Origin of the sequence: Rivularia sp. UHCC 0363 (assembly GCF_034931125.1) — a bacterium.
In the GTDB taxonomy this organism is placed as follows: domain Bacteria; phylum Cyanobacteriota; class Cyanobacteriia; order Cyanobacteriales; family Nostocaceae; genus Rivularia.
The window spans coordinates 69233-83872 of sequence record NZ_JAYGHM010000010.1 but is presented as its reverse complement, the minus strand read 5'-3'; the positions used below and the strand labels follow the sequence as shown (position 1 = coordinate 83872).

Sequence of the window (14640 nt, the reverse complement as noted above, 5' to 3'; positions counted from 1 at the left end):
TATTTCTAGTTTAATAATTAGTCATTACTTTTAACCTCATAAACAAACTTTTTTTAACCGTCTTGATTGTTGCTATTTATAATTTAATGTATAAAAGAGAATATTATTTGCCATTTTGGCAGATTTATTCTGAAGTAGCTATGAATAAATCTCTAATAGATCTAGCTATTTACAATAGATATGATCAGAAAAATAATCTCAAATATCTATCTCTAGATACTAGTAACAAAAATATAAAAAATAAATAAACTGCTTTTTCAGTTATCTATTTAGAGTCGATTTGCCCTTAAAAATGCTTCTTTAGTACATACAGCAAGCTGTGTGTATCGGCAAAAAACAATGATTTAATTACTGTGGCATAATTATTACCTTTTATAACTAGAGTTGTTTACGCGGGTCGTCTTTTTCCTCTGTTCCCTATTCGCTGTTCCATCTTGTACGGCTATAGGGTTAAAATAATTCGTAATTCGTAATTCGTAATTGAGTTTTGCAACGGGGATTTTACCCCGACGCAAAACGTGCTGCTTGTAGAAGCAGGGGACTTTAACCCCCAAAGTTGGTTAAATATTTAAATTAGGAAAGCATCGCAAATTAACAATATATTTTGTCATTACGCGACTTACTAATGACCATCGATCTACTTGATATATTGGCGAAATTACGATAACCCAGATGGATTGTCATACTGCTGCTATTGTTTGCGTGTAACTTATTCAAATCAAAAAAATATTTTCTTGATAACTTGATATTTATCCTTTGATTTTGAAGATTTTAGTGCTACAATATAGAACCCTACAAGAAAAGATAAATTTAAGTCCGAAAAAACTTTATGAAGTAAATACGCTATCTATAGAAGAGTCTAGTAGATAAAAGAAAACCCGTCATCTGGATAGTAAGTCCATGACAGGTTATGAATAACTATTGTCAATACAGATTGTGTATTCCCAGAATTTAATTAATTAAATTCGCAAAAATTAAACTGAAAATCTCGCCTTTCTTCCGGCTGAAAATCTGATTTCATTGATTGGTACTCGCGGACTTGGTTTTCTAACCATCCAAGATTAGAGCCACCACGAATTTCTGTCTTCTGTTTGCCAACTACCTCAAGATAAGCTAAGTCTTTAATTTTATTTAAACAACTTGGCGACATATTGCCATCTTTTCTGGTGTTTGGAATCTGCTTTACTATCTTTCTATTTTCATTGTGTTGCGTGCTTGATTTTTTGGGCGAATGTTCTTTAATCAATCTATTGTAAGTACGGTAGGGAATGTAATGTAGAGGATTGTAGCCAGCAAAACGCAGCATCAAAACACAAGCCCAAGAATACTTACCTGCTAAAATTGCCTCAACTACTTGGTCAAATTGTTCTGGATGTATTGTCTTATCTAAATTGCTACTAATGCCAGAAAGGTCTTGATTCATGGTGTTAGTTGTCTCGAATTAAGTAAATTAGCCCGCTTAAGTTGATTTGGTTGAGCAGTCAAAAACAATTTTGAGTTGTTAAAGGAGCATCCGGACAAAATGGTGCCTGACAATGAGTACATCAACTGCATTATTAGTTTTTAATAAAACAGCTTGCTTGTTATTAGCCATGTTATTAGTTATTGTCTACCCCACCATAGCAATTCAACTTGATAAGATTTTGCGACTCCACGCATGAACTTACAACCATTATTGCGATCAAGTGCAAGTTTAATTTCAACTTGTGCAGGGCAATAATATGCTTACAACAATGCATGTAAGAATCGTGTTTTCCAATTGCTGCTTTAAATGCCAGCAAAATATTACATTTTGTATTTGCCGTATCTAGAAAAGCCTCTATTAGTGAGGAAAAATTCATCCCCAAAGCGTTCTGGGGAGCTAAATGTCCGCTAGGATGCAAACTATGCTGGTTCATCCCTACAATGCCCGATAGGCAGAAAATTTCGACTGCATTTAACCTGATGATCCTTTCCATTAATTGAACCTTTGACCAAAAACCCGATTTTCCTGCGACCGGAACGGATGGTTGCGACGGCTGAAATATCTAAATTTCAGTGGCAGTAAGTTAGTAATATTACTACCATGTTTCAACATCTACTTAAAGTCATTTCAGATGACTGGTAATAAAAAATTTACGATAATTACGATAATGCACTTAGTAGATGCTTTGTCTGCTTTTTTCTAATTCCCTAAACTCCTAATCTTTTTACTTTACCCTGATAATATTTTGTATAAATAGGAACTACTTTACTTTAGGAGTATTTATGTGAATTTTCTTGTTTTTAGTATAGCAAACAAAAATTCTTCATATTTAACCATTGATCGTAACATTAGTATTTTTTGCTCCAAATGTCATCTGCCTAGGAAATCAATTTCATCCACTAAATTTACTTAATATAATTATACGAATACTTAAGTATTGTGCAACTTTAATTTTTGTCCCTTACTTATTAGTTAATGAGGGGTGTAACCCCCTATTTTTCTACAATATAAAAGCTGTAATTTTTCTGAGATTTCAATTTAGTTTTTGTAATTACCTTCATACAACTGGCTAAAGATTGTTGAATTTACATAGTATTATAATTATCAAAATTTAGCTATCTAATTAAGTTTTTTTTTAGCAATATCTTCATTTTCCATCTAAATTTTTGGAGCTAAATCTATATATAGAAGTAGTTATAGCCGATGAATCTATTGACATCATTTTTAAATTTCTGATAAAGTTTATTTCAATTACTAGCAACTGAGCGGGATAAATAGTTGCAATCAATACAGTTTGTTGGTATTATCTATCAAATTGAATATAAAGTTTTCATATAACATCATAAAATACACTTAACCAAAACGTAAGTCTAGTATAAAGCGATGTGTTTTTGTCCACATAATTTCACGTAACTATAGAATAGTTAACGTTTTTTATGTGATGCATGAAGATTTTTATTTGCAAAAGATTTGCATTTACTAATTAATTATTAGTCATTGATATGGGCAATATTAGCTATTTAATTGCTGCTGTACCAAGCTGGGATAAACTGTAGTTTTTCTCATTAATTCTTCATGAGTGCCTTGGTTGATTAGAACACCTCGGTCGAGAACCAAAATAGTATCGGCATTCAAGATGCTGCGAAGATTCGGAGTCACGATAAAAGTAGTGCAAAATGTGGATAAAGTATCAGTAAAGGCAGGATTAGGGCGAGCTAAATTTTGGTTAAACTTATACAGTGAATCAACGGAACTACTAACTTCATCCATAATTAAAATGCGAGGTTTTTTGATTAAAGCCCGAGCAACAGCTATTTTTCGCTGCTGTAACCTGTCGAGACTCATTCCTGCTTCTCCAATGATGGTGTTGTAGCCTAAAGGTAGTTCCTGGATAAAAGCGTGCGCTCCAGCCAACTTTGCGGCATTTTTAACTTCTTCGAGGCTAAATTCTCGATTGTACAAAGTGATATTTTCTTGAATAGTTCCAGAAAACAGGAAAGTTTCTTGCGGTACTACACCTAATTGATTGCGTAAAGAATAGGAAGATACCTCAGTGGTATCATGTCCATCAATGAGAATACGTCCGCTATCGGGACGATACAAACCAGCAAGCAATTTAATTAAAGTGCTTTTACCAGAACCGCTTGCTCCAACAATCCCGATGGTTTGTCCGGGTTGAATGTGAAAAGAGATATTTTGCAAAATTTTCTGGGATGGGTCTTGGGGATTACAAAAATTCACATTCTCAAAATGAACTTCACCTTGAATAGAAGGCAATGTTCTTAAGGGTTTTTGCGGATTCTCTGCGGATGGAGTAGCCAAAATATCATCAAGTCTTTCAACAGAAATTAATACTTCCATGAATTCATCCCACAGCTTTACCAATGCCAACATTGGGTTTATCGTATTGCCAGTCAGCATATTAAAAGCGATAAATTCACCTATGGAAATTTGAGAATTTATTACCATTTGGGTGCCGTACCACAATACCGTCGTATTACCGAGGTGATTAATCGAACTAATTGCCAGTTGCAAACTATTACTTAACTTTTGACCTTTTTTACGTATCTTGATCGCGTGGGTGAAACGTTCTTGCCAACGCGATCGCAAATTATTCTCAGCAGCAGCTGTCTTGATTGTGACAATACCGGCGATAATTTCTACCATTGCCGAGTTTTGAGCGGCAGAATCAGAAGAATACTCTCGCTGCAATTTTTTCAAAAATATATTTGTACCGGCACTTAAACACATCATCAGTGAAACGAAACTCACCACCACAAAAGTAAGTTGCCAACTGTAATTAGCCATCAACCCAAAGTAGATAATCGTCATTAACCCATCCAAAATAGTACTTATGGCTTCACGAGTTAAAAAACGGTGAATTTTAGGGTTTTCTTGAATTTGGCTGAGAATGTCTCCCACTCTGCGAGACCCAAAAAAAGATAGTGGTAAATTCAAAGTATGACCGATGGAATCACCAATCAAAGTTAAATCCAAGCGATTAGATAAATAGTCAAGCAGATGCCGACGGACTGCTGTTAAAGCGATACGTCCAAAGCCAAACACAAGAAAGCCGAGGGCAAAAAGATTTATAAAATCAAGCTTAGAATCAAAGCCTTTAACGGTTACGACTGCATCAATTACAGTTTGAACTATTATTACTGGAACTATTCCTAAAAGCGATAATAGGATCGAAACAATAATTATTTTTCCTAATACAAAACGATAATCCCTAAAAGATTGCAGCAAACGATTCAAAGAGATTGTCTCGCTTTTGCGTTCGTAAAAACGCTCGGTTGGAGATAAAAGCAAAGCATATCCTGTAAAATTTTTGGCGAATTCCAAACAAGAAATCCATTGTTTATTTACAGATGGGTCTGAAATTAATACACGTTTACCCTTAACTTGCCAAACAACTACATAGTGATTACCCTGATAGTGAGCTATCCAAGGTAATTTTTGAGACGCTAATTCACTAAAAGCACCTCGTACTGCTAAAGCCCGATAACCCAAGCTTTGAGCCGCATCCGCTAAATCGTTAAGCTCCGCACCCATACAGTTGATGCGTGCTATAGAACGCAGAGTATTCAGGCTAAAACGCTTACCCCAGTATTGACTAATAGTTGCGAGACTTGCTGCACCGCAATCTGATGAACTTTGCTGTTGAATAAAAGGGTAAGTCCGAAACCACCGTCGGGGAGGAAGTCGATCGCAAAATTGTTCGTACTCGGTGCAATTTTCCTCCTCAGCTTCCGACTCAAGATGATTCTCTAGGTTGTTTAGGTGTGGCTGTACTTGTTCATTTTCTTGCTTTAGCTCCGGTACAATCTCCGCTACTAAATCGAAGTGTTCTTTTGATAGATAAAACAGCGATAAATTGGTTATGGATATCAAATCCGGTGGGATCGGATCGGGATATCCCCAACACTCACCCACAATTGGCAATCGTTGTTTATCTGAAGCGCTACCAATTTCACCCTTAACCAGCCAAAAACGACCCTCCGACGGAGATGATGCGATCAAAGATGAACCAGCAGTAATCTCGATATTGACAAAATAGTGCAGTAATTTTTGCAGAGTTGGGGTATTTTGCGATCGCAATTGTGTCAGTGTCTTAAAGAAAATTAACGCTTGACGCGATTTACTTAGTTGCGAAAAATAATTATATAAAGCAGGATAACGCTGCAACCAAATATCAAGATTTTGTAAAGAAATTTGCGCTATAATTCCGCTACTAGATGCAACAGCCCGATACTCTAAATCTTGTTTGCAGAATGCACGATCTCCTCCAAAAATTTGATTCGGATTGAGCAATTGAATCGAAACTTCCTTTTTTAAGGATGTATCAAACGCTAGCAAGCGGACTTTACCCCGACAAACTAAATAAACAGCACCATCGCTAACTGCTGAATCCTGGTTGCAATTGTACTGAGTCAGTTCATCACCTAATTTAAACTCACGAAAAATCCAAGCTTGGTTAAACTCAGATGTACAATTAATATCCCCAACAGCTTGCTTCCAAAGTTTGTCGATCGCAGATGAAACTGCAAGGGATATATTACTTGTATCAACGTCGGCTTCCTGAACTCCCAACTGTGGGTACGAGTCCATCGTTTAATCTCTAATTAATGGTAATTTTATTGACTCTAATTAAATCTTGTAGCAGTATTTTGAAAGAAGCTCTAAATACTTTCACTATCAGGTTTTATCCTAACTTTAACCACTGGATAAGCTCTTTACACTCGTATTAATAATCACTATTTATTCATTCATTTTGCTGATATTAATATTTAGTGGTTCGTACAGCGACCGAAAGTAAAACATTTTTTTTACCAAACCCAAGTTATTACTTTAGCAGAGTATTGATTACCATTAAATGCGTTCTGATTAAATTCAGCCCCTACCTTCAATAAACATCTTATACTTTATCAAAATTTTACTTCCACTTTAACTTAGTGTTAATTCTGTTAAGTAGATAATTATGTATTTTTAGGTACAAAGTTTAGTTAGAGAATAATTTATGATTAGATACTTTTGGCACAGAAAATCTTGGTAAAAATACGATTTTTTAATCAAAAATATTTCTTTAAGTCGGGTTTTTTGTTACAAAACTTGTTGAATGCGAACATATAGCATGAGTTATTAGTTGTGTTTATGATTAAAGCTAATATCATTTGCTTTTTAAACATGAAGATTTCATATTGAGGATTGGGCATTTTTTTCCTCAGAAACAGTAAGGGAACTGCTCGGCTCCCACTACAGATAAATTTATAATTTCTAATATGATTTCTTGATAATGCGCTTAATTCAGCCCACGCAGGTGGTGAATCCACCCCCGTGCGCGGTGAGTGCTGTTGGCGGTGTCGGTTTCCGTCCCGCCAAACTGCCGAACCCGAAGGGGTTCCCCACGTTGAGGGCTAGGCGTTATAGTTTGGGTAGCCCCACCATAGCCAGAGTGAGGGTGATTTAGCGCTCATACAGAATTGGTATAACTCCTAACTCCTAAGCTGATGTGCAGCTAAATTGGATAATGCGAAAATTTGAAAAGGTTGTAGTGCGAGCATCTTGCTCGCTAGTACTATACAAATTAAATGCGTAGCAGCTTAATCAAGCATCAAATAAATTCCCCAAATTGCCATAGCTCGTAGATAAACACAAGCGCGAAATGTACCAACGGCTGTAATGGCTTCAGGGGTGCGGAACTGCAACCCGTTTTCGTAAATTTGATTTACTACAACTTCTGTTAACTTAAATGCTTCTGACTTCATTCCCATCTGGATTAAAAAAGCAGCAATTCCAAAGTTGATTCCCGTCCAAACTTCTAAAGGATGAGTTGCATCGGGATTTTCAGGAGAACCATCGGCAAGCAAACCGTTAGCAGCACCAAATTTACCGTCGTTGAATTTGAGGAAGCAAGCATCATAAACGCTATTCAAAGCTGAAAGAGTACATTCGTTGGGTACAATATCCGGTAGCTGCAACAAACGAGCGTAAAATTGTCCGCATAATTGATCGGCCATGACCACATCGGAACCGCTTTCACTATCAAGACGATAGAATTTTCCATTCCAGAGCTTTTCTTGATAAACGGGACGAGATTGTTCTAACCAAGCTTGGTAAACGGATTTTTGCGCGGCTAAATTCTCGATTTGTACTTTATTAGTTAATAAGACTTCGCTAATCGCGATCGCCGCTTCTAAAGCTGCTAACCATAACCCCCCACAGTAAGCGCTGACACCTTGTAACCGCCAATCGTCAAAGGTTTGGTCTGGGGCCCCGGAATTTTCTGGAATCCCATCTTCATCCCGATCAAAAGCTTTGAGATAGTTTAAAGTTTCCACAATTGCATCCCAACAATCCGCGAGAAAATTAATATCGGTACTACCCGTAAAAATAAAATCGCGATAGACCTGTAACACAAAATCGCTACCTAAATCTTTCCACTGATTGCAGTCTTGGTAGCTGGTGTAATTTGTTTGAACCCAAACGTGTTCGTTGGGTGCGCCCAAATCATGGGGTGTAGCACCGGCGACTTTACGGACTGCCATCGGGCTTTCTGCACCAATGGTATAGTAGTAGCCAATTACACGAGTATTTTCATCGCGATCGGGAATAGCTCGCGCAAAAGCACGAATTACAGCTTTCTCCAGTTCCGGAAACAACATCAATAAAGCAAAAGAACCATAAAGCCTTACATCCAAACTTTCGTACCAGCGATAGTCCAAACACTCAAGTACGGCAAATTGACCTACAGGGTCGCGAGTGGAAGCCGCACTCCACAGAGTACCCCCAGCAGTAAGGTGATAGAGTTCGTTAAACAAAGCCATTTTGAACCAATTGGGCAAATCTTGACGTTCAATAATTGGTTGTTGCCAAGCTTGAATTTGAGAAAGCCAACTTTGATATTCCTGGAGAGCAGTAGTTGCGATATTTAGAGCATTCTTGCCATTAACGCCAAAAAAATCCGTATATCTGCGCCTATATGTAACTCCAGAAGCAAATTCTGTTACCGGGAAATCCCACGCAATCGCAAAGGGAATTTCTAAAGTTTCTCCCGGTTCGAGAGTGAAACGCACTGCGATCGCTGCCGCAATCTGTTCGTTTTCAACTGCGGGAGTTTCATCGGAAATATTAGCTAAAGAACCATTATCGGCAAAACTTCGCCAAATATCTTCGCCAGTACTTGTAGGATTCCAGCGATTATGGTGGAATATTTCGACTCGCGGATGTTTTGAGGTGGCAATACACCAAGTGCCTTCCCCTTCTGCTGGTTCGGTAATACCGACTTTATTTAATACACAACCAATGTATTCAGAATTTGTAATTAACTGATTAAAATTATCTTTACTTTGGTCTAAATTGGGTTGATAATCATAAACCGGACTACCATCATCCCGCATTTCCACTTCGGGGGACTTGACAGTATTAGTAAACCACCCCACCATATTTTGCCAAGTCAGCATAATACTTAGAGTAATCGGTGCCGAAGTAGGATTATGAGCATTCCAAACAAACACTGCTACCGGGTAACTAGATTCTTGGTAATTATCAGCCCAAATCGGAGAAAATTGCTCGCAGCTTAACTGTGCTTGAAATACATTTTCGTATACAAACCAACTGCGGGGATATAAAGCATGATAGGTTCCGGTAGAATCCGCTGCGGATTTGGATTGAGGATAAAAATTCCACGCTGACAAAGTAGCATCATGATTTGCTTCGGTAGATAATGCATAAGCAAGATCTTGATTATTGCTACTTTCAAAAACGCTAAACTGACAAGCAGGGATATTTTTCCAAGTATGTTCGCCACCATCGATATGCCACAGATTAAAATCTCCCCGTGAAGAACGACCCATACAGCCAGCACCAAAACCACCGAGAGGCATTCCGTGCCAAGGTCCATCATCAATATTACTAGCTTTGCGAACGGTATAAGGCTGTTCCCAACCCAAACCGATAGCACGATTCCAGGCACAGTTCGGAATTGCTTTATAGGAAAGATTTTTCATCATGTAATTTTTGCAGCATTCAGTCACGACCATGAAGTATGCCGTGATGTGCGATTTTTCTCAAGCCCCAGTTCATACTAATGAGGGATAGGGAGATGGGGAGATGGGGGGATAAAAAGAATTTTGACCTTTGACCTTTGACCTTAATTATTCTCAATCCAACATTCATTGACCCGCAAGGGTCTTCTCGTAGAGTAATTAAAATCAAAAATTGGAAAAGTGCGTTCTGAGCTAGAAATACGTTAAAATTAAATACCATATACAATAAGCAATCCAATCTATGCCATCCATTATGTATTGCTCTAAATCCTTGGATATAGTCCGGATAATAAACGATATATATTTTTGGCAAGTGAAAGCTATAAATTAAAAATAGTTTGGTAATTCAAATGTAGAGGCTTAATATTATATTGTGTCTGTACTAATAGTAATTAGTCAGCTAAAAAATAAGCAAAAATTATACTTAGTCCATACAATGCTTTGAGAAGGGAGGGGAATAAAAGTGGATGTATACGGGCAGCCCCTACAACTGATGGTTAGTTAAAGTTAGAAAAATTCTAGGGAAGTGTTTATAAATTGCCTTCTATATAGATTTAAAAAAAACTTGAGCTTGCCAGAGTCAGTCCGAGCCTAGGTAGGATCAAGACCAGGAGTTGCCGTCTTAAATTATTTTTTTATCCCACCATCAACCGTGGGGGTATCAAAAAAATACAGGTTAAGCTAGAGGAGAGAGTTCGCGTATGCCTAAACCTAGGCTAGGCAAAAAGCAATACTCCCATTCCTCAAATCCCCGAATTGTCTCTAGGAAAGCATAGTCCTTACTCCATGCTGCGAATTATTAATCAGCAGGCAGACGTTATAGCAGAATTGCAACGTATCTGCGATCGCACTAATGACGAACAGGTGCTTCACAAAGAAGCCACGGTGCGGGAAGTACTGCAAGCGGTGAAGCGTCAAGGCGATAAAGCAGTACTACATTACACTGCCGAATTCGACCATCAAATCCTTAATTCTGAAGAATTACGAGTAAGTAAGTCGGAAATCGATGCAGCTTACAAAAGTACCTCAAAGGATTTATTAGAAGCAATCAAGTTGGCTTGCCACAATATAGAAACATTTCACCGACAGCGAGTTCCTAAAAGCTGGGTAAACTTCGGTGAGGATGAAATTGTTTTAGGTAAAAGATATACTCCTGTAGATACTGCGGGATTATACGTACCAGGTGGTCGAGCTTCATACCCAAGTACCGTATTAATGAACGCAATTCCAGCCAAAGTGGCGGGAGTCCCGCGTCGGGTTATGGTGACACCACCAGGAAGTGAAAAATCAATTAATCCAGCAGTACTGGTCGCTGCACGAGAAGCCGGAATCGAAGAGATTTATCGTGTTGGAGGGGCCCAGGCGATCGCCGCTTTAGCTTACGGAACTCAGACAATTCCCAAAGTTAATGTAATTACTGGCCCGGGAAACATTTACGTCACCTTGGCGAAAAAGTTAGTTTACGGAACCGTTGGCATTGATTCGTTAGCAGGTCCTAGCGAAGTACTAATTATTGCTGATGAAACCGCAAATCCCATACACGTTGCAGCAGACTTATTAGCCCAAGCAGAACACGACCCAATGGCAGCAGCAATATTGCTAACTACTGACGCTGGTTTGGCTAAAGATGTGCAAGTCGCATTAGAAAGGCAACTAATTGACCATCCAAGACGGTTAAATACGGAAAAAGCTATAGCCCACTACGGCTTAGTAGTAATAGTAGAGTCCTTGGAAGTAGCCGCCAAATTATCCAACGAGTTTGCTCCCGAACATTTAGAGTTAGAAGTATCCGATCCTTGGGCATTACTACCTTTAATTCGTCATGCTGGAGCAATATTTTTGGGTCATTCCACACCAGAAGCCGTAGGAGATTATTTAGCTGGACCAAATCATACTTTACCCACTTCCGGTGCAGCCAGATATGCTTCAGCATTAGGAGTAGAAACTTTCTTAAAACACTCTAGTATTATTCAGTATTCGCAAACTGCATTGGGTAAAGTCGCTAATGCAATAGATTTATTAGCTACCGCAGAGGGCTTACCATCCCATGCTGAATCGGTAAGACGACGAGTACAAAAAGATCAGTAAGTTAAGGCGATTGGGTATGAGGCATAGAGAATAATTCGTAATTAATTTCTCCTTGTCTCCCCATATTCCTATCTCCTTGACTTAATTATTAATTTTTTCTGCTGATTTTGATAAAAGCTAATTGAACAGGTCAAACTGAAATTTATAGGTTACAAAATCCAAAATGCTTAATTAAATGTAAGTGAGCATGAAAGATCTACGTAGCCGTACATTTCTAAGTGTTGACTTTGTGCGGGAGATAATCAGTGCTAAAAACTATTGTGGCAGCTTTGGATGGTTCGGAAATGACCGAACGAATAATTGAGTTTTTAGGGAAATTGGTGCTGCAAAAAGAGAGCAAAGTTGTTTTATGTCACGTTTTTGCTCCACCCCAATCAGAAATGCAGTTAGCCGCAGACCATCCTCAAAATATATCTGAGATTTCTTATCTACAGATAGAAAAACAACTAGAATACTATCAGCAACAATTATCTATAAAAAGCGATTTAGAATTGGTGATGGGCGACCCTGCCGAAGAAATTACTCGCCTTGCTAACATTTATCAAGCTGATTTAATCGTAATTGGCAGTCGTGGGTTAACAGGAATGAACCGAATTATTCAAGGTTCTGTTAGCTGTCAGGTTACGGAAGATGCTCATTGCTCGGTCTTGGTGGTAAAGCCTTAATAAAACATTACTTCTAAAAATAATATTCCTCCCCGAATCATAGGACTTTAACATTTAACCGTTCATCAGATCAGCTTTAGGGAAGGAAATATAGCTCTTCCGCACAAGGGGATGCTATCTAAATAGTCGTAAAAAGGCAGAAGGCAGAAGGGGAAGAAGGAAGGCATTAATAAATAATATTAACTAAATTGTTTGGAATCCTAATACAGTAAAGGTTTGAGTGATTTACCCCTCAAATTTAATATACTAGGTACTGAAGAGCGTATTCACTTTTGAATGCTAATCGCAATTGGTTTCTTCATTTACGCTATCTTGCAAAGCAATTTCAAAATTCATTCTTTGTTCTGCGTTTCTCAAGAAATAACCACTAATCATTGCTGATGCTAAAAGCTTACCCAAACTTTCGCGACTAGTAGAAATATTGATATTAAAAGGCTCTGAAGGCAAACTTCCAAGAAGCCCTATAATATTGCGCTCTATTACTCCAAACACTTCAGAAGAAGATGGTCTAGATAATTGTGTAACTGCTTCAGGGCTTAGGGAACTAACATATTGCCACAGTGAGTTAGAACTTTGAGATTCGCCATTAAAGAACTCTGAAACTTTATTTGATGAGTTATTCACGCTTTTTCTCCTTATATATTAATTAACATAAGTATAATAAATCACTTTTCTTCTTAATATTGAGTGGCGTTTTTAACTTAGAATATTGATGATTTGTATACGTGGTACTAATGTAACAAATATATTATTGATTGAAAATAGTTGTAACCGTACCTTGGAGAGGTATTTTCTTACCCATATAAACAAATAAAAAAATTAAGAGAGAATTAGTGGTCTGTTTCAATTGGTTTCTCCACATTTCCCTCTCATAAAGTAGCGATAAATTTATAATTAGCTTGGCTGTAACTATTGAATTGTTAGCTAGCCAAATATTCATTCATATCACCTTTAGACTTGCGAAGTTTGTTTAGGGCTTCTCGCTCAATTTGCCGTACTCGTTCCCGGCTGATATTAAGTTGTTCGCCTATTTTCACAAGTGTCATTGCTCTTCCATCCTTCAAACCAAAGCGCAAGGTAATAACCTGTTGCTGCTGGGGAGTAAGTTCTGAAATTAAAGACTCTAATTCGTAGGATAATGAAGATTGCATGACAAAATCTTCTGGAGAAGCATTTGGGTCTTCTAACATTTCTCCTAACTCAGTATCGTAATTATCTCCCAAACGCAAATCTAAAGATAAAGGAACCCGCGCTCTTTCCAAATACTCTCGTACCTGCTTGGGGGTTAATTCTAACTCTTGTGCCAATTCCGAAACCGTCGCAGCGCGTCCGAACTTCTGAGATAGTTGACGCTGTGCTTTCTTAATTTTATTTAGCTTTTCGGTAATATGGATGGGCAGACGAATAGTACGACCTTTTTCGGCAATTGCGCGGGTAATTGCCTGACGAATCCACCAGTAAGCATAAGTAGAAAATCTATAACCTTTTGTGGGGTCGAACTTTTCTACACCCCGCTGCATTCCGATGCTGCCTTCTTGAATCAAGTCAAGTAAATCAACATTGCGTTTAATATATTTCTTTGCAACTGAAACCACAAGCCGCAAATTAGCTTCTACCATTTTGCGCTTAGCTATTTCGCCTTTTTCTATTGTTTCTTCTAATTCATATGGCTCTAATCTCGTACATTCAGCCCATTCTTCTAAGCTCGGTTGACGTTTTAATGTGATGGCAAGAGATTCTCTCACAGATTGCAACACTGTTGCATTATGTACCTGCTTACCGTAGAGTACTTCTTCCTCGTGGGTTAAAAGTGGTACGCGACCAATCTCACGCAGATAAGTCCGCACGAGGTCTTTGGGTGTCTGAGCGGTCTTCATAGCGCTAGGCATAAAAGGTAGTAAAAATGAATTTTAGCGGTAAGTTCACAATTAGATAAATTCATAGACCGGGTATACCTCAAAAAAAATAGAGAACCCAGATTGTTCAAGGTGCAACTCCAGCATTCTAGAAATTTAGCATCATTGACATAAGAACAGTACTTTTAAATTTATGATTATTAATTGCTAATATTTGCAGATTCTAACCATGCTTTACAAGTACCTACAGTTAGATAAAAGGTAATTAATTAAACATTTCTTGTATTTTTCATATTGTAAACAATTGTAACATTTATGAAAACTAATTGACTACCATCAAATTCTTTTCTTCATTGTCACCTGTCAGATCGGCAAACAAACTTAAAATTTTCCTAAAGAATATATAAAAAGTTTTAATTTAATCCACTTTTTTGTTAACTTAAGTAAAAAAAATCAGTACACAAATCATAGCTATTGATTTTTTATTACAAAGTGGCATGGAAAATAGTTAGGAGTTA

8 protein-coding genes are annotated in these 14640 nt (G+C 37.7%); 3 read left to right on the top strand and 5 right to left on the bottom strand.

What is annotated here, in order from left to right; genetic code table 11:
* Positions 1-955: 955 nt before the first annotated feature.
* The gene (locus tag VB797_RS08180; protein ID WP_323237180.1) at positions 956-1423 is read right to left on the bottom strand and encodes a HetP family heterocyst commitment protein; all 468 of its coding nucleotides are present in this window, start codon (positions 1421-1423) and stop codon (positions 956-958) included.
* Between the two features lie 112 nt (positions 1424-1535).
* Between VB797_RS08180 and VB797_RS08175 the strand changes: the two genes are divergently transcribed.
* Entirely contained in the window at positions 1536-1661 is a 126-nt protein-coding gene (locus tag VB797_RS08175) for a hypothetical protein (RefSeq protein WP_323237179.1), read from the top strand.
* A 1316-nt stretch (positions 1662-2977) separates the two neighbouring features.
* On the opposite strand, the gene VB797_RS08170 is transcribed toward VB797_RS08175, so the two are convergent.
* Together VB797_RS08170 and VB797_RS08165 are read right to left on the bottom strand one after the other, a co-directional pair.
* Positions 2978-6076 (bottom strand): ABC transporter transmembrane domain-containing protein, encoded by a 3099-nt coding sequence (locus VB797_RS08170; protein ID WP_323237178.1) that lies wholly within the window; start codon positions 6074-6076, stop codon positions 2978-2980.
* 992 nt (positions 6077-7068) lie between these two features.
* Positions 7069-9474, bottom strand: a complete 2406-nt coding sequence (locus VB797_RS08165) for a GH116 family glycosyl hydrolase (protein WP_323237237.1) — start codon at positions 9472-9474, stop codon at positions 7069-7071.
* Between the two features lie 825 nt (positions 9475-10299).
* Between VB797_RS08165 and hisD the strand changes: the two genes are divergently transcribed.
* Positions 10300-11601, top strand: a complete 1302-nt coding sequence (gene hisD / locus VB797_RS08160) for a histidinol dehydrogenase (protein WP_323237236.1) — start codon at positions 10300-10302, stop codon at positions 11599-11601.
* Positions 11602-11846: 245 nt separating this feature from the next.
* Positions 11847-12266: a universal stress protein gene (locus VB797_RS08155; RefSeq protein WP_323237177.1), complete on the top strand. Its 420-nt coding sequence runs from the start codon at positions 11847-11849 to the stop codon at positions 12264-12266.
* A 279-nt stretch (positions 12267-12545) separates the two neighbouring features.
* Here VB797_RS08155 and VB797_RS08150 read toward each other — a convergent pair whose 3' ends face one another.
* Together VB797_RS08150 and VB797_RS08145 are read right to left on the bottom strand one after the other, a co-directional pair.
* Complete coding sequence (locus VB797_RS08150) at positions 12546-12890, bottom strand: DUF760 domain-containing protein (RefSeq protein WP_323237176.1); 345 nt, start codon at positions 12888-12890, stop codon at positions 12546-12548.
* A gap of 296 nt (positions 12891-13186) precedes the next feature.
* A complete protein-coding gene (locus VB797_RS08145) occupies positions 13187-14143 on the bottom strand; it encodes an RNA polymerase sigma factor, RpoD/SigA family (protein WP_323237175.1) in 957 nt (318 codons plus the stop codon).
* Positions 14144-14640 lie beyond the last annotated feature (497 nt).